Below are 16818 nucleotides of genomic sequence, written 5' to 3'. Positions count from 1 at the left end.
GCACTGGCAGTCTCGGGCGCTGTCGTCACGTCGGAGACACTACCGTCGCCGCCCGGCACGTGGTCCACACCCGGGTGCACCTCCCTCGTCTCAGCCGTCGTCCAGGCCGAGCAGCCGCCGCGACAGTTCCCGCATCTCGGCCTTGCGGATCTTGCCGGTCACCGTCATCGGGAATGCCTCGACCACGTGCACGTAGCGGGGAATCTTGAAGTGCGCCAGCTTGCCGGTGGCGAACTCGCGCACGGCCGCGACGTCCAACGGCTTCGCGTTCTCGCGCATCCGGATCCAGGCCATCAGTTCTTCGCCGTACTTCGGGTCCGGCACGCCGATCACCTGCGCATCCAGGATGTCGGGATGGGTGTAGAGGAATTCCTCGATCTCCCGCGGATAGACGTTCTCGCCGCCGCGGATGACCATGTCCTTGATCCGGCCGGTGACGGCCAGATAGCCCTCGTCGTCCATCACACCGATGTCGCCGGTGTGCATCCAGCGGGCGGCGTCGATGGCCTCGGCGGTCTTGTCCGGCTGGTCCCAGTACCCGAGCATCACCGAATAGCCGCGGGTGCACAGCTCGCCGGGTTCGCCGCGCGGCACCGTGAGACCCGTTGCGGGATCGACGATCTTGACCTCCAGGTGCGGCCCGACCCGGCCGACCGTGGCGGTGCGCCGGTCGATGCTGTCGTCGCGCCGGGTCTGGGTGCTGACCGGAGACGTTTCGGTCATGCCGTAGCAGATGCAGACCTCACGCATGCCCATCCGGTCGATCACCCGCTTCATCACCTCGACCGGGCACGGCGAGCCCGCCATGATCCCGGTGCGCAGCGTGGACAGGTCCACGGCGACCGTGTCGAGTGCGGCGAGCATGTCGATGAACATCGTCGGCACACCGTAGAGCGAGGTGCAGCGCTCGGCCTCGACCGCCGCCAAGGCCGCTGTCGGATCGAACGACTGCGCCGGAATCACAATGGCCGCACCGTGACTGGTGCTGGCCAGATTGCCCATCACCATGCCGAAGCAGTGGTAGAACGGCACCGGGACGCAGATCCGGTCCTGCTCGGTGTATCCGCACAGTTCGCCGACGAAATAGCCGTTGTTCAGGATGTTGTGATGGCTGAGCGTGGCCCCTTTCGGGAATCCGGTTGTGCCCGAGGTGTACTGGATGTTGATCGGGTCGTCGGCCGACAACCGCGCCCCCAGGTCGACGAGCCGATCGCTGTCGATCTCGGTGCGGCACAGCTCCTCCCACTCGGGTGTGCCCAGCACGAGCACCTGGGCCAGCGCCGGGCAGTTCGGTCGCACCTCCTCGATCATCGCCACGTAGTCCGACGACTTGAACCGTTCGGTGGCGATGAGCATGCGCACGCCCGCCTGGCGCAGCACGTATTCCAGTTCGCTGGTGCGGTAGGCCGGATTGATGTTGACCAGGATCGCGCCGATCTTCGCCGTGGCGTACTGCACCAGAAACCATTCCGCGCAGTTCGGCGCCCAGATGCCGACCCGGTCGCCCTTGCCGATGCCCTGACCGGCGAGGCCGCAGGCCAGGGCGTCGACCGCGGCGCCGAGAGCGCGGTAGGTCCACCGCCGGCCGGTCGGCCGGTCCACCAGCGCTTCCCGATCCGGGAACGCCGCTACCGTGCGATCGAGATTGCCGCCGATGGTGTCGCCGAGCAGCGGGACGTCCGACCCGCCGGAGGCATAACTGGGCTGGGGAAACGCTGCCGATGTCATCGGGCACCGCCCTGCCGCAGCACGAGGTCGGTCGCGGACAGGTCGGCCTCGACGATCGCGAAAGCGACCCGGTCGGCCGGAGGCCGATCACACAGCAGGTCCGCCGCGGACGCGTCGGCGCGGTCGTAGCAGTCCAGCAGTTCGCGCGCCCGCTGATTCGGATCGGTGCCCATCTTCGGTTCTCCTCGTTCTGTGCTCCAACGCAACCCAGGTGTGCAATAGGATGTGGGTCACACCCCGCTGCCGACTACCCCCGAAAAGGGGTGAATCGTATGACCCACACCGCCTTGCTGCGTCCGCGCGACAGCGACGCGCTGCGCGCCGAGATCCGCTGGGTGGCGGGCACCGCGGGCGTGCCGGTGGCGTTCGGTGGCGAAGTGCACGCGGACGCGCTGCTGCTGTCGGAGTTCGTCGGCACGCTGACCAACGGCCTACGCGGTCTGGCCGTCGTGCGGGCCTCCGGGCTGGGCGGCCAGGTGATGGATTCCGGACGGCCCGCCGTGGTCTCCGACTATCGCCGCGCCTCCTCGATCACCCACGACTACGACGGGCCGGTCGCCGGCGAGGGCATCCGTTCCGTGCTCGCCGTACCCGTGGTGGTGGACCAGCGCTCCCGTGCGGTGCTCTACGCCGCGACGCGCGGCGGGAGCCCGTTGGGCGACCGCACTGCGGACCTCGTCGTCCAGGCCGGTCGCCGCCTGGCCACCGAGATCGCCGTGCGCGACGAGGTCGACCGTCGGCTGCGCATGCTGGAGGTCAGCGCGCCGTCGGCTACCGCGGCCCCGGCGATCACGGAGGAACTGCGCGACATTCACGCCGAACTGCGCGGCATGGCGCGTTCGGCCCAGGACGACCGGCTGCGCGGACGTCTGCACGCGGTATGCGAGCGACTCACCCGGGTCATGACCGGGGAGCCGCGGCCGGACCGACCGAGACTGTCCCGGCGCGAACTCGACGTCCTGTCCCAGATCGCCCTGGGTTGCACCAATCAAGAAGCGGCGCAACGACTCTCACTCGGCCAGGAGACCGTGAAGAGCTACCTGCGCAACGCGATGGTCAAGCTCGACGCCCACTCTCGGCAGGAGGCGGTGGTCGCCGCCCGCCGCCACGGCTTGCTGCCGTGAGACGTGGCGATCCCCGTCACGACGCCGGCTCGCCGCGGCCGGATCGGCGGCGCCGTGCGCCAGTGCGCAACCGGGCCGCGAGCCGGACGAAGGTCACTTGACGGAAGGACACCCGGGGCTCGGCATCGGCGACGATATCGATCAGCGCCGCATGGCCGCGGTGGCGAGTTCGAGCGAGTCGAGGGTTCCCGTGCCGAAGGCGCCGGCTCGCAGCGGGACAGGCGAGCGCCCGCTCGATGTACTCCGGTCTATCGCCCGGGTCCGGACGTGTCGTGGTCCGCCAGCAGGTCCGGGCGGCGTTCGCGGGTCCGCGCGAGGGATTGCTCGCGTCGCCAGGCGGCCACCTTCGCGTGGTCGCCGGACAGCAGGATCGGCGGGACGTCGAGCCCGCGCCAGGAGACCGGGCGGGTGTAGCTGGGACCTTCGAGCAATCCGTCGGAGAACGAATCCTCCTGATGCGATTGCTGGTTGCCGAGGACGCCGGGCAGCAGCCGGACCACGGCCTCGGCCATCACCAACACGGCCGCCTCGCCGCCGATCAGCACGTAGTCGCCGATGCTGACCTCCGCCACCCGGACGCGGCGGGCCGCGTCGTCGAAGACACGCTGGTCGATGCCCTCGTAGCGCCCGCAGGCGAAGACGAGATGCCGCTCGGCGGCCCAGCGGTGCGCCATGGCCTGCGTGAACGGCACCCCCGCCGGCGTGGGCACCACGAGCAGCGCGTCGTCGGGACACACCTCGTCGAGCGCGTCGCCCCAGACGGTCGGCTTCATGACCATGCCCGGCCCGCCCCCGTAGGGGGAATCGTCGACGGACTTGTGTACGTCATACGTCCAACGGCGTAGGTCGTGCACGGTGAGCGAGATCAGTCCCTTGTCGATCGCCTTGCCGAGCAGCGCCGTGCGCAGCGGCTCCAGATACTCCGGGAAAATCGTGACGACGTCGAGTTTCATGCCTGTCTCCTAGCGCCGCCGGGCCGCACGCTGTCGGCCGATCGGACGCCCACCGTCTCATTCCGGGTCGAGCAGACCCTCGGGCGGATCGATCACGATCACGCCCTCGGCGAGCGACACCGTGGGCACGATGGCGGTGACGAACGGGATCAGGATCTCTCGCCCGGCGTCCGCGGCCCGCACCTCCAACAACTCACCGGCCGCGGAATGCAACACCTCGCGCACGGAGCCGACCACGCTGCCGTCGGCGAGCCGGACCTCGAGCCCCTCCAGCTCGTGGTCGTAGAACTCGTCCGGATCCTCGGAAGGCGGGAGGTCGGCGCTGTCGACCACGAACAGCATGCCGCGCAGCGCGTCGGCCGCGGAGCGGTCGGTCACACCGGCCAGAAACACCAGAAGCCGGCCCGAGTGCTCCCGGGCCGACTCCACGGTGAACTCGCGAACCTCCGCCGCGCGCGGCAGCCGGCCGCGCAGACCGGCGCCCGGCGCGAAACGCGCCGCAGGCTCGTCGGTGCGTATCTCGACGACGAGTTCGCCACGCACACCGTGTGACTTGGCGACCCGCCCGACGACGAGTTCCATCTACTGGTCGGTGTCGACCACGTCGACCCGGATGCCCCGGCCGCCGATACCGGCGACGAGGGTACGCAGCGCGGTCGCGGTACGTCCACCGCGGCCGATCACTTTGCCCAGGTCATCAGGGTGAACGTGTACCTCGACGGTGCGTCCCCGGCGGCCGGTGATCAGCTCGACGCGGACGTCATCGGGGTTGGCGACGATGCCGCGCACCAGGTGCTCGACGGCGTCGGCGACGACAGCGCTCACTGCTCCATCACCTCGCGACGCGACCGGCCCGTGGTCGGGGCCGGTCTACGGACGGCTCGGGACGGGTATCGCCCGATCATTACTCGGCGGCCTCAGCGGACTCGGAGCCCTCTTCGGCGTCCTTCTTGCCCTTCTTCTTGGGCGTGACCGCCTCGGCGACCGGCTCGTTGTCCGCGGCGGCCAGCGCGGCGTTGAACAGGTCCAGCTTCGACGGCTTGGCCGGCTTGACCTTCAGGGTGCCCTCGGCGCCGTCGATGCCCTTGAACTTCTGCCAGTCGCCGGTGATCTTCAGCAGCTGGAGGACCGGCTCGGTGGGCTGCGCACCGACGCCCAGCCAGTACTGCACGCGCTCGGAGTCGATCTCGATGAGCGAGGGCTCTTCCTTCGGGTGGTACTTGCCGATGGACTCGATGGCCCGGCCGTCCCGGCGGGTGCGGGCGTCCGCGACGACGACGCGGTACTGCGGGTTGCGGATCTTGCCCAGGCGGGTGAGCTTGATGCGAACAGCCACTGCTGATCTGCCTTTCGTTGGTTGGTCACGACGCAATTCGGCGACCCGCATGGTCTGCGAGCCCGGTTTTGCGCATTCGAGTGTGTGACCGCCGCGCGGTACGGAACCGGAGACGGGCTGACACTTGTCCGGAAGGACGGTTGTCCATTGTGCCAGACGAGGTGATCACGCCAGAAATCGCGTCGTCGTGTTCCCGAAGCGGCACCGACCTGCCACAACGACGCCTGGGAACTCCCCCGAGCTACCCGACCGCGAAAACTCGCAGCAACAACAGCACCGAGGGCGCGCGTCGACACGCGTACGACGCGCGCCACGGAGCGGCTATCATCGCCCGAGCCTATCCAGGGCCAATGGTATTCGCGTACGGTTCTCGCTCGTCAGCGCACCAGCGGAGCAAGGGTGCGCCCGGCCAGCTCGACCGCGCCCGGTTCGTGCCCGTTGAACACCATATTGATGATGAGACCGTCGACGCCATGGTCGAGAACGCGGGTCCGCAGCTGCTCGGCAACTTCGTCCGGCGTGCCGACGAACTGGCGGTCGGCCGGACTCTGCGCCAGCTCGGAGTCCGACAGCGCCGACAGGTCGATGCCCATGCCGCTCAGGTAATCCCGCTGCTGCTTGCGCACGAGGTCACCGTCTTCATCCATCATGACGAAGCACAGGTAGCTGGTCTCCAGCGTCTGCGGATCCCGGCCGACCTCCGCGCAGCGCGCCCGCAGCGCCTCGATCTTGCGCGGCAGCTCGGATGCGTTGCAGATGATGTTGAGGTGGTCGGCGAAGCGGGCGGCCAGGCCGAAGGTCTTCTTCTCGCCGCTGCCGCCGAGCAGGATCGGCAGATCGTCGCGTACGCGCGGCTCGTTCATCGCGTTCTCGACCCGGTACCACTTGCCCTGGTGAGTGGGCCGCTCGCCGCGCAACATCGGCTGGATGATGTGCAGCGCCTCGTCGAGCCGCTCGAAGCGGTCGGTGAAGGTCCCGAATTCGAAGCCGAGGGAGCGGTGCTCGAGTTCGAACCAGCCCGCGCCGATCCCGAGCACCGCGCGGCCCCCGCTCACCACATCCAGCGTGGTGACCGTCTTGGCCAGCATCGCCGGGTTGCGGTAGGTGTTGCCGGTGACCAACGCCGACAACTGAATTCGCTCCGTCGCCGTGGCCAGACCGCCGAGCGCGGTGTAGGCCTCCAGCATCGGCTCGTCGGGCGTGCCGATGCCGGGCAGCTGATAGAAGTGGTCCATGACGAAGGCCGTGTCGAAACCGGCGGCTTCGGCCTCTCGGGCCTGTGCGATCACCGTGGGGAACAGCTCACGCACCGACTTGCCGTAGCTGAAGTTGGGCATCTGATATCCGAGGCGAATTGTCACGAAATCCGACCTTACGCCGCTTTCGGATACGCGCGCGGACGCCGCGGTGACGAGTTATCGATGGCCGGTGACCGGGCCGCGCCCGCCGTACACGCGCCCGCGCAGGACGACCGCGTACGGGGTGGTGAGCGTCTCGGGGTGGGTACGCGGATCCTCTTCGTAGACAACGAAATCCGCGGGGGCGCCGGCCTCGATGCCCGGTCGTCCGAGCCAGTCGCGGGCCCGCCAGGAGGCCGCGCCGAGCGCGTCGTGGCGCGACAGGCCCGCCGCACCGAGGGCGGCGATCTCGTCGGCGATGCGCCCGTGGCGGATGGAGCCGCCCGCGTCCGTCCCCGCGAAGATCGGCACACCCGCCTCGTGCGCGGCGGCGACCGTGCCGTGCACCCGCCGGTGCAGATCGCGCATGTGCGCGGCGTAGACGGGGAATTTGCCGGCACTGTCGGCGATACCGGGGAAGGTGTCGATATTGATCAGGGTGGGCACCAGCGCGGTGCCGTGCTCGACCATCATCTCGATGGTCTCGTCGGTCAGGCCGGTGCCGTGCTCCAGGCAGTCGATACCGGCGTTGATCAGACCGGGTAACGCGTCCTCGCCGAAGACGTGCGCGGTGACCCGCGCGCCGTTGGCGTGCGCGGCGTCGATGGCCTCCTTCAGGATGGCGTCGCTCCACAGCGGCCGCAGATCGCCTGCGGAGCGGTCGATCCAGTCGCCGACGATCTTCACCCAGCCGTCGCCGAGACGGGCCTGCTCGGCGACGATCTCCGGCAGGTCGCGTTCGTCGTCGAGCTCGATGCCCAGTTCGCGGATGTAGCGCCTCGGACGGGCGATGTGGCGGCCCGCGCGGATGATCCGCGGCAGGTCCTCGTGGTCGTCGACGAACCGGGTGTCGATGGGCGAGCCCGCGTCGCGCAGCAGCAGGGCACCGGCGTCGCGCTCGGTCTCGGCCTGCGCGATGGCGCCCGCGCGGTCCTCGTGGCCTCCGCCGTGCCGGATGCCGACATGGCAGTGCGCGTCGACCAATCCCGGCACGATCCACCCGGAGCCGCACAGCGTTTCGGCTCCGGGCACGGGTTCGAACGACACCAGGCCGTCGCGCACCCAGAGGTCGCGCACCTCGCCCTCGGGAAGAACCACACCGCGCAGGTGCACAGCAACCTCCTGGAACTCGTCTGCGGCCTCCAACCTACTGCCCGATTCCCGGATCGGTCCTCCGCGCGCAGCCTGCCACGAGGCAGGGAAGCCGAGCCGCTGCGCCGCGCTCGCCGCGTGATCGAACCGCGAACGCGGCGACTGTGGACAGCGTGGGCGGCGGGAGTGTGCTACTTCTTCGGGAACTTCAGTTTGGACAGGTCGAAGCCCTCCAAGCCGGGCGGCAATTGATCCAGACCGGCAGGCATGTTGGACAGGTCGGGCATTCCCGCGGGCAGGCCGGGCATCCCGCCCATCCCCGGGAAACCGCCGCGCACCTTCGGCTGCGTCGGACCACGGCCACCCTTCTTGCCTTTCTTGCCCTTCTTCGCGTTGCCGCGGCGGGCGCCGGGCAGCCCCATCTGACGACCCATCATCGTCATCATCTTCTTGGCCTCGAAGAAACGGTCGACGAGCTGGTTGACCTCGGAGACCTGGACCCCGGAGCCGTTGGCGATGCGCAGACGGCGGGAGGCGTTGATGATCTTGGGGTTCGCCCGTTCGCCCGGAGTCATGCCGCGGATGATCGCCTGCACCCGGTCGAGCTGCTTGTCGTCGACCTGGGCGAGCACGTCCTTCATCTGGCCCGCGCCCGGCAGCATGCCGAGCAGGTTCCCGATCGGACCCATCTTGCGGATGGCCAGCATCTGGTCGAGGAAGTCCTCGAGGGTGAGCTCGCCGCTGCCGATCTTGCGGGCGGCCTCCTCGGCCTGTTCGGCGTCGTAGACCTGTTCGGCCTGCTCGATCAGGGTGAGCACGTCACCCATCCCCAGGATGCGACTGGCCATACGATCCGGGTGGAAGAGGTCGAAGTCCTCGAGCTTCTCACCGGTCGAGGCGAACAGGATCGGCACGCCGGTGACCTCGCGGACGCTCAGCGCCGCACCACCCCGGGCGTCGCCGTCGAGCTTGGTGAGCACCACGCCGGTGAATCCGACGCCGTCGCGGAACGCCTCGGCGGTATTGACCGCGTCCTGGCCGATCATGGCGTCGAGCACGAACAGGGTCTCGTCCGGTTGCACGGCGTCGCGGATGCCCGCGGCCTGGCGCATGAGCTCCTCGTCGATGCCGAGACGGCCCGCGGTGTCGACGATCACGACGTCGTACTGCTTCTGCCGCGCCTCTTCGACACCGCCGCGCGCCACGGTCACCGGATCGGCGGCGGACATACCCAGCGGGTTCTCACCGCCGCCGACCGAAGTGCCGGGGTGCGGCGCGTAGACGGGCACGCCCGCGCGCTCGCCGACGACTTGCAGCTGCGTGACGGCGCCGGGGCGTTGCAGGTCGCATGCCACCAGCAGCGGCTGATGGCCCTGCCCCTTCAACAATTTCGCCAGCTTGCCCGCGAGCGTGGTCTTACCGGAACCTTGTAGACCGGCCAGCATGACCACGGTCGGCGGGTTCTTGGCCAGGTGCAGCCGCCTGGTCTCGCCGCCGAGGATGCCGATGAGCTCCTCGTTGACGATCTTCACGACCTGCTGGGCCGGGTTCAGCGCCGCGGAGACCTCCGCGCCCTTGGCGCGCTCCTTGATCCGCCCGATGAATCCGCGGACCACGGGCAGCGCGACGTCGGCCTCCAACAAGGCCAAGCGGATCTCGCGGCAGGTGGCGTCGATGTCGGCCGGTGACAGACGCCCCTTACCGCGCAGATCCTTGAGGGCACCGGTAAGCCGGTCGGACAGGGATTCGAACACCGATCGCGCTCCTGATCTCGGGGGACGTCACATTCTCTCCCAGGGTAATGGGATCGCCCGCGTGTTCGCGCAGGCGGTGCGTCCTTCCCGGCGCGGCGGGCTCGCTAGTCGAGCACGCGACGGCGCGGCCGGTCCGTTTTGCGGTAGTCGTGGTTCTCCTCGGCCACCATGAAGGCCGCCTCGTTGGCAGTCAGGCCCAGCTCGAGGGCCAGGCCGTCGAGCAGAGCCCACTCCGTCGTGCTCGGGATGGGCGAGCCGGCGACCGTGGAGGCGATCGTCATCGCGGTCACCGCCTGTCGCCCGGTCAGGGTGCGACCCGGAAGCCAGGAGACCACCCACCGGTCGCCGCCGACGCAGCGGGCCATGTGCGCGGTCTCGTCACTCGTCATCGTGGATGCGGGAACGACTTCAATTGCCACCGACCTGCTCCCCTCGTGCTCGCGATAGCCAGACGCTCTAGATCGTAGGGTCAGCTCGCGAGGCCCGAGTTGGGATGCAGCAAATATTGTGCAACGGATTTATCACCGGATAAAAGTGCTGCTAATCATTATTTTCCGATTCTGTAGCACCTTCGGCGGGCGGTTTCGGCGCAGTTCTGGGAACCACCGCGATAATCGCTTTCTCGATCGTTTCCCGGCGCGCGGGGCCGTCTTCGGCGCCCAGATCGAGGCAAAAGCTGTCGACCACCGCGGACCCCATCGTGACCACCTTGGCCCAGCGGACGTCGGCTCCGCAGCCGGCCAGCTCCGCGGCCAGATGGCTGAGCAGGCCCACCCGGTCCTCGGCGCGCAATTCGAGGATCGCCTGACCGGGCACCGAGGTGTCCGACCAGATCACCCGGGGCTGCGCCTGCGCGTACCGGCTCCGGCCGATGGTGCCCGCCTCGCGCTCGCGTTTGGCCAGCGCCGCGGGCACGTCCAGGTCGCCGGCCGTGGCCCGGATCAATTCCTGGCGCAGCAGCCCCGGGTCCGGCGGATCGCCGAACTTGGGCGCGACCACGAAGGTGTCCACCGCGGACGAGCCTTCGACGCCGAGCGCGGCCGACAGCACGCGCAGCGAATGCAGCGCGAGCACGCCCGCGGCGTCGGAGAGCAGCCCGGAGCTGTCCGGCGCGATGATGGTGACGACATAGGTGTGCTTGCTCGCACCGGGCTTCAGATCGACGTGCACGCCGCCCGCTCGAGCCTTCTCGACCAATTCCGGTGCGATCGGCTCCGGTGTGGGCAACTGGTCGCCCGCCATGACCAACCGGCAGCGCCGGACCAGTTCGCCGATCAGCGAGGCCTTCCAGTCGCCCCATACGCCGGGTCCGGTGGCCTGCGAATCCGCCTCCGCCAGAGTGTGCAGCAGCTCCAGCAGTTGCGGATCGCCGTCGAGCGCGTCGACGACGTGCCGCACCGTCTCGGGATCGGACAGATCACGCCGGGTCGCGGTCTCCGGTAGCAGCAGGTGATGACGCACGACCGCGCTGAGCGTACGCACGTCCGACGGCCACAGACCGAGGCGGCGGCCGATGTGGGTGGCCAGTTCCGCGCCGACCACGCTGTGATCGCCCGCGCGGCCCTTGCCGATGTCGTGCAGCAGTGCGCCGAGGGCGAGCAGGTCGGGTCGGGCCACCCGGGTGCTCAGCCCGCCCGCGTAGGCGACCGTCTCCATGAGATGGCGGTCGACGGTCCAGATGTGCTGGACATCGCGCGGCGGCAGGTCGCGCACGGCGCCCCATTCCGGCAGCAGCCTGCCCCACAGTCCCGTCCGGTCCAGCGCCTCGATCGCGTCGATCGTGCCGCGGCCCGCGCCCAACAGGACCAGCAAGTCGTTGAGGGCGTCCTTGGGCCACGGCTCACGGAGCTCGGGAGCGTCCTCGGAGAGCCGGTTGAGGGTGGTGGCCGACATCGGCAGGCCGGTCTGCGCCGAAGCCGCCGCGACGCGCAGGATCAGCCCGGGATCGCGCTGTGGACGGGCATCTCTGGCCAACACGACTTCGCCCGCGTGCTCGACGACTCCTTCGTCCAGCGGCCTGCGCACCGGCATCCGGCGCAGGCGCGCCAATCCCCGGCGCGGCAGCGCGTTGGCCGCGGTCCGCAGCCCCACGTCTACCGAGTAGCTGACCGTCCTGGCCGAATCGCTCAGTGTGCGGGCCAGGTCGAACCGGTCGCCGATGCGCAGGGCCGCGCCGATCTCGTCGGCGTCCTGCGCGCGCAACTGGTCGCGGGCGCGGCCCGCTACGCGGTGCAGTTCGGTGCGCACGTCCAGCAGCCGACGGTGCGCCTGCTTCAGTCCGCCGCCCGGCACGTCCGGTCCCAATCCGGGCATGGCGTCGGTGAGCTGGGCGATGGCCAGCGCATCCAGCAGTTGGATGTCACGCAGTCCGCCGCGGCCGTTCTTCAGGTCGGGCTCGGCGCGGTGCGCGATCTCGCCGTTGCGCTCCCATCTGGCCTGAGCTCGGGCGATGAGGTCGTCGAAGCGGGAGCGGATGCCGGTGCGCCACTCCCGGCGCACCCCGCCGATCAGCAGATTGCTCAGTTCCTGGTCACCGACGATGTGCCTGGCCTCGAGCAGGCCGAGCGCGGCGACGAGGTCGTCGGCGGCCACCCGCAACGCCTGCGGAACGGTGCGCACACTGTGGTCGAGTTTGATGTGCGCGTCCCACAGCGGATACCAGAGCTGATCGGCGACCTCGGCCACCCGGGCCGGATCGACGTCGTCTTGCAGCAGGACCAGATCCAGATCGGAGTACGGCAGCATCTCGCCGCGGCCGAGGCCGCCGACGGCCACCACGGCCAAGCCGCTGTCGGGGGCGATGCCCAGTTCGGCGCCCTTGCTGGTGAGCCAGAGTTCGTAGAGGTCGACCAGCGCTTGGCGCAGCGACCGGGCGTCCAGCCGGGGATTGCGCGGCTGGCCGCCGTCGAGCAGTTGGGTGCGCGCGCGAACCAGGTCGGCCGCTGCGTTGGACACCTTGCCGTTGCCTTGTTCGGTGATCTTCGGATCACCGTCGTGCTCGTACTGACTTGCCACAACCCACCGCCCATTTCATGCGCGCGGCCCCGCCCCTACCGGGAGCTCCGGCGGGAGCGGGGCCGCCGCTCTACTCGTTGCTGCTACAGCGCGTCGGTTCCGCGTTCGCCGGTCCGCACCCGAATGATCGACTCCACCGGGGTGACCCAGACCTTGCCGTCGCCGATCTTGCCGGTACGGGAGGCCTCCACGATCACCTCCACGACCTTGTCGACGGAGGCATCGTCCACGACGACCTCGACACGGACCTTCGGCACGAAATCCACGGAGTACTCCGCGCCGCGGTACACCTCGGTGTGGCCCTTCTGCCTGCCGTACCCTTGGACCTCGCTGACGGTCATGCCCAACACACCCGCCTGCTCGAGACCGGACTTGACGTCCTCGAGCGTGAACGGTTTGACGATTGCGGTGATCAGTTTCATGTTCGTCATGCCTCCTTGACGGCCGAACGTGCCGTGCTACCCAGAGCGGCGAAGTCGTAGGCGGTTTCCGCGTGCTCGGACTCGTCCAAGCCGACCGACTCCGCTTCTTCGCTCACGCGCAGCCCAATGGTGAACTTCACGATATAGGCAATGATCAGGGTCGCGATGAAGGAGAAGGCAAGTACCGCACCGGCGCCCACCGCCTGCCGCCACAGCTGATCGAATCCACCGCCGTAGAGCAGACCGGTTTTGGCCGCACCCGCCTCGGGCGCCGCGACGAAACCGACCATCAGGGTGCCGACGATGCCGCCGACCAGGTGCACGCCGACCACGTCGAGCGAGTCGTCGAAGCCGAACTTGAACTTCAGGCCGACCGCGAGGGCGCACAGCGCGCCCGCGACGATGCCGATGGCGAGCGCGCCGAGCACGTTCACCGAGGAACACGACGGGGTGATGGCGACCAGGCCCGCCACGATGCCCGAGGCCGCGCCCAGCGAGGTGGGCTTGCCGTCGCGGACCTTCTCCACCAGCAGCCAGGCCAGCATCGCGGCGCAGGTCGCGATGGTGGTGGTGATGAAGGTCGAACCGGCGAGGCCGCCGGAGGTCACCGCGGAGCCGGCGTTGAAGCCGAACCAGCCGAACCACAGCAGCCCGGCGCCGAGCATGACGAACGGCAGGTTGTGCGGGCGGAACGGGGTGGTCGGCCAGCCCTTGCGCTTGCCGAGCACCAGCACCAGGGCCAGACCGGCCGCACCGGCGTTGATGTGCACCGCCGTGCCACCGGCGAAGTCGACCGCGAGCAGTTTGTTGGCGATCCAGCCGCCCTCGTGCACGACGTTGCCGGCGGCGTCTTTGACGTCGAAGTCGAACACCCAGTGCGCGACGGGGAAGTAGACCACCGTGGACCAGATGCCCGCGAACACCAGCCACGCGCCGAACTTCAAGCGGTCGGCGACCGCGCCCGAGATGAGGGCAACCGTGATGATGGCGAACATCAGCTGGAAGGCGACGAAGACGGTCGCCGGAATCGTGCCCGCGAGCGGGATGTTCACCGCTTCGGTGGTGACCGTGCCCGCCGCGTCCTTGACCTCGGCGACGGAGTTGCCGCCGATCAGGCCCTTCAGCCCGAAGAACTGCGTCGGATCACCGATCACGCCGAACGTGTTGTCGCCGAAGGCCGTCGAGTATCCGTACAGCGACCACAGGACGCCGACCAGGCCCATCGCGCTGATGCTCATCATGATCATGTTGAGCACGTTCTTGGACCGGACCATGCCGCCGTAGAAGAAAGCAAGGCCCGGCGTCATCAGCAACACCAGCGCCGAACTCGCCAGCATCCATGCGGTGTCACCGGTATCCGGTGCACCGGTAAGTGGAAATGCCACCTTTATGTCCTCCTCATCTCGGGCCCTGCCGATTCCGGCAAACGGACCTGAACAGAAGGGTCCTAACTCGGTGTTTCATCTGTAGAGCTGCCGTGTTTCACCTACGTGAACGGATGGCGCAGCTGTGTTGCCACCACGTTTCGTCACCTACACCGGGGCTTTTCCGGCGCTGTGAGCACGGTGTTCGGAAAATCGGACATTCGTTACCGCACACGAGGAGTGGGCAAACTTCCGAGGTGTGACCGCCCTCGCACCGCGTTGGCGCTACAACGAACACCCACGGCGCACCTCGTGACCGGAACGCCGCGGCGACAACCTCTTTCGGCCGCGTTCGGCGAGTGGAACAGCTCAGCCCAGCAGCGCGTCGACGAACGCGGCGGGCTCGAAGGGAGCCAGGTCGTCGGCGCCCTCCCCGAGCCCGACCAGCTTCACCGGCACGCCCAGTTCGTGCTGCACCTGGAAGACGATGCCGCCCTTCGCCGTCCCGTCCAGCTTGGTCAGCACCACGCCTGTGATGTCCACCACTTCGGCGAACACCCTGGCCTGGGTCAATCCGTTCTGCCCGACGGTCGCGTCCAGCACGAGCAGGACCTCGTCGACGGCGGCCTTCTTCTCCACGACGCGCTTGACCTTGCCCAACTCGTCCATCAGGCCCGTCTTGGTGTGCAACCGACCGGCCGTGTCGATCAGCACCACGTCGACGCCGCGCTCGACGCCGGCCGCCACCGCGTCGAACGCGACCGCCGCCGGGTCGGCGCCCTCCCGGCCGCGGACGGTGTCGGCGCCGACCCGCTCGCCCCAGGTCTGCAACTGGTCGGCGGCCGCCGCGCGGAAGGTGTCGGCCGCGCCGAGCAGCACCCGGCGGCCGTCGGCCACGAGCACCCGCGCGAGCTTGCCGGTGGTGGTGGTCTTGCCGGTGCCGTTCACGCCGACCACGAGCAGGATCGAGGGATGATCGGGATGCGGCAGCGCGCGGACCGAGCGGTCCAGCTCCGGTCGCAGCTGCTCGATCAGCACGTCGCGCAGCACGGCACGCGCCTGGTCGGTGGTGCGCACGCTGCGCGCCGCCATCTCCGAACGCAGCCGGGAGACGACGGCCGTCGTGCTCGCGGTGCCGAGGTCGGCGAGGACCAGGGTGTCCTCGACCTCCTCCCACGAGTCGTCGTCCAGGTCGCCGCCGCCGAGCAGGCCGAGCAGGCTCTTGCCGACCGCGTTCTGCGAGCGCGACAGCCGTCCGCGCAGCCGGACCAAGCGGCCCGCGGTGGGCTCGATCTCCTCCAGCGCGACAGGCGCCTCCACGCCCGCCGGCGTGTCGGGCGCGACTACCTCGGTGGTGACCCCGGTGTCCGGGCCGGCGGTGTCGGCGACCGGTTCTGCGGTCACATCCTCGGCCGGCGCCTCCGGGGTCTCCACCGCCTCGGTCGCCTGCGGTGTCGCCTCGGCCGTCTCGGGCTCGATGGTCGGCTCCACGACGTCCGGGGCTGCAGCCACCTCGGTGACGTCCGATTCCGGCAACGGGACGTTCGTGATGCCGCGTTTGGGTGCGTCGCGCGGAATCGCGGCGTCGTCGCCGACGTGCGGCTGTCCTTCGGTATCGGTGCGCTCGACCGGTTGCGGTTCGGTCGCCGCGCCGCCCCGGCTGAAGGAGAATCCGCCGGACGCGGTGTAACCACCGGACCGGTCGGTCAGCTCCTTCTCCTGCGTGGGCGGAGTCAGCGACACGCGGCCGCGCTTGTACCGGACGAAACCGGCCACGAGCACGACGAGCAGCAGTGCGGCGACCGCGGCGATCAGGATCCAGACTTCGGGACTCACGCGAACCATCCTTGCAGACCGACCGTCACGGGATCGGCCCCGAGCCGCACCCGGCGCGCGAGTCGCGCGACCGGGCCTGCGTCGCAAACTCGGCGAACATCGCAGGTACCGGCCGTGGGCGGGCACGGGTGGGCACCGACACAGCCCGCCAGATTTCTTGTCCTGCGGAACTTCTCGCGAAGGGACAATAGGATCGGCGACGTGACCGATCGAAACGTGCTTGGGGGGCCGCTGGAAGAGTGCGGCACCGATCCTCTCACCGGCTTCTACCGGGACGGCTGCTGCAGTACCGGGCCGGAGGATCTGGGCAGCCACACCGTGTGCACCGTCGTCACGGCAGAATTCCTGGAGCATCAAGCGTCCATCGGAAACGATCTGAGTACGCCGCGCCCGGAGAACAATTTCCCCGGTTTACAGCCGGGCGACCGATGGTGCGTGGTCGCCGTGCGGTGGCTGCACGCGCACGAGGACGGCGTCGCCGCGCCCGTGGTGCTGGCCGCCACGCACGAAAACGCCCTGGAAGTGATCTCGATGGACATCCTGCGCAAGTACGCCGTCGACGTGCCCGACGACGTCAGCGACCTGCTCTGAGCATCCGGTAACTCTGTTCGGCCCGCTGCGTGGACCAGTGGCGCATAGGCGTCGCGGGCCGGTGTCCGATCGGTCCGTGGCGCAGGAGAGAACCGAATGGCACAAATGCGCCATTCGGCTCAGCGCGCCGCCCGCGCCCGTCGGCGATACGCTTTCTTCCGTTTCGTCATCATCGGCCGTCCCCGCGTGCACCACGATCGTGGCGG

At 69.1% G+C, this 16818-nt stretch carries 16 protein-coding genes; 2 read left to right on the top strand and 14 right to left on the bottom strand.

The features are described from left to right. Positions 1-90: 90 nt before the first annotated feature. Both ACT89H_RS01825 and ACT89H_RS01820 read right to left on the bottom strand, forming a co-directional pair. Positions 91-1728: an AMP-binding protein gene (locus ACT89H_RS01825; RefSeq protein WP_445106700.1), complete on the bottom strand. Its 1638-nt coding sequence runs from the start codon at positions 1726-1728 to the stop codon at positions 91-93. Beyond that, on the bottom strand, positions 1725-1901 hold the full coding sequence (locus ACT89H_RS01820) for a hypothetical protein (RefSeq protein WP_445106699.1): 177 nt from the start codon (positions 1899-1901) through the stop codon (positions 1725-1727). Before ACT89H_RS01820 ends, ACT89H_RS01825 begins: the two co-directional genes overlap by 4 nt. 99 nt (positions 1902-2000) lie before the next feature. On the opposite strand from ACT89H_RS01820, the gene ACT89H_RS01815 reads away from it, so the two are divergent. Then, positions 2001-2852 (top strand): helix-turn-helix transcriptional regulator, encoded by an 852-nt coding sequence (locus ACT89H_RS01815; RefSeq protein WP_445106698.1) that lies wholly within the window; start codon positions 2001-2003, stop codon positions 2850-2852. Between the two features lie 248 nt (positions 2853-3100). Here ACT89H_RS01815 and trmD read toward each other — a convergent pair whose 3' ends face one another. The 12 genes from trmD to ftsY form a co-directional block, all read right to left on the bottom strand. Continuing rightward, positions 3101-3805: a tRNA (guanosine(37)-N1)-methyltransferase TrmD gene (gene trmD / locus ACT89H_RS01810; RefSeq protein WP_445106697.1), complete on the bottom strand. Its 705-nt coding sequence runs from the start codon at positions 3803-3805 to the stop codon at positions 3101-3103. 57 nt (positions 3806-3862) lie between these two features. Beyond that, a complete protein-coding gene (rimM, locus tag ACT89H_RS01805) occupies positions 3863-4387 on the bottom strand; it encodes a ribosome maturation factor RimM (RefSeq protein WP_445106696.1) in 525 nt (174 codons plus the stop codon). Beyond that, positions 4388-4630, bottom strand: coding sequence for an RNA-binding protein (locus ACT89H_RS01800; protein WP_011210690.1), 243 nt, complete (start codon positions 4628-4630; stop codon positions 4388-4390). A gap of 79 nt (positions 4631-4709) precedes the next feature. After that, entirely contained in the window at positions 4710-5141 is a 432-nt protein-coding gene (gene rpsP / locus ACT89H_RS01795) for a 30S ribosomal protein S16 (RefSeq protein WP_445106695.1), read from the bottom strand. 377 nt (positions 5142-5518) lie between these two features. After that, positions 5519-6502: an LLM class F420-dependent oxidoreductase gene (locus ACT89H_RS01790; protein WP_445106694.1), complete on the bottom strand. Its 984-nt coding sequence runs from the start codon at positions 6500-6502 to the stop codon at positions 5519-5521. Between the two features lie 54 nt (positions 6503-6556). Continuing rightward, entirely contained in the window at positions 6557-7651 is a 1095-nt protein-coding gene (locus tag ACT89H_RS01785) for an amidohydrolase family protein (RefSeq protein ID WP_445106693.1), read from the bottom strand. A 170-nt stretch (positions 7652-7821) separates the two neighbouring features. Further along, a complete protein-coding gene (gene ffh / locus ACT89H_RS01780) occupies positions 7822-9384 on the bottom strand; it encodes a signal recognition particle protein (protein WP_445106692.1) in 1563 nt (520 codons plus the stop codon). A 104-nt stretch (positions 9385-9488) separates the two neighbouring features. Continuing rightward, complete coding sequence (locus ACT89H_RS01775; RefSeq protein WP_445106691.1) at positions 9489-9803, bottom strand: hypothetical protein; 315 nt, start codon at positions 9801-9803, stop codon at positions 9489-9491. 121 nt (positions 9804-9924) lie between these two features. Beyond that, positions 9925-12363, bottom strand: a complete 2439-nt coding sequence (locus ACT89H_RS01770) for a [protein-PII] uridylyltransferase (protein WP_445107328.1) — start codon at positions 12361-12363, stop codon at positions 9925-9927. Positions 12364-12482: 119 nt separating this feature from the next. Further along, positions 12483-12821 carry a P-II family nitrogen regulator gene (locus tag ACT89H_RS01765; protein WP_040868325.1) on the bottom strand — a complete coding sequence of 113 codons (339 nt, stop codon included), beginning with the start codon at positions 12819-12821 and terminating at the stop codon, positions 12483-12485. Positions 12822-12826: 5 nt separating this feature from the next. After that, positions 12827-14206: an ammonium transporter gene (locus ACT89H_RS01760; protein WP_445106690.1), complete on the bottom strand. Its 1380-nt coding sequence runs from the start codon at positions 14204-14206 to the stop codon at positions 12827-12829. A gap of 348 nt (positions 14207-14554) precedes the next feature. Continuing rightward, complete coding sequence (ftsY, locus tag ACT89H_RS01755; RefSeq protein ID WP_445106689.1) at positions 14555-16021, bottom strand: signal recognition particle-docking protein FtsY; 1467 nt, start codon at positions 16019-16021, stop codon at positions 14555-14557. Between the two features lie 201 nt (positions 16022-16222). Between ftsY and ACT89H_RS01750 the strand changes: the two genes are divergently transcribed. Then, a complete protein-coding gene (locus ACT89H_RS01750) occupies positions 16223-16612 on the top strand; it encodes a DUF2237 family protein (protein WP_019048221.1) in 390 nt (129 codons plus the stop codon). Positions 16613-16818: the final 206 nt, after the last annotated feature.

The sequence above is a fragment of the Nocardia aegles genome (assembly GCF_052545135.1).
This window is presented reverse-complemented; position numbering and strand designations above follow the sequence as displayed.

Coding starts and splice junctions, on each gene's coding strand:
- ACT89H_RS01820 (WP_445106699.1), bottom strand. CDS start 1,901: ATGGGCACCGATCCGAATCAGCGGGCGCGCGAACTGCTGGACTGCTAC.
- ACT89H_RS01765 (WP_040868325.1), bottom strand. CDS start 12,821: ATGAAACTGATCACCGCAATCGTCAAACCGTTCACGCTCGAGGACGTC.
- rimM (WP_445106696.1), bottom strand. CDS start 4,387: ATGGAACTCGTCGTCGGGCGGGTCGCCAAGTCACACGGTGTGCGTGGC.
- ACT89H_RS01815 (WP_445106698.1), top strand. CDS start 2,001: ATGACCCACACCGCCTTGCTGCGTCCGCGCGACAGCGACGCGCTGCGC.
- trmD (WP_445106697.1), bottom strand. CDS start 3,805: ATGAAACTCGACGTCGTCACGATTTTCCCGGAGTATCTGGAGCCGCTG.
- ACT89H_RS01825 (WP_445106700.1), bottom strand. CDS start 1,728: ATGACATCGGCAGCGTTTCCCCAGCCCAGTTATGCCTCCGGCGGGTCG.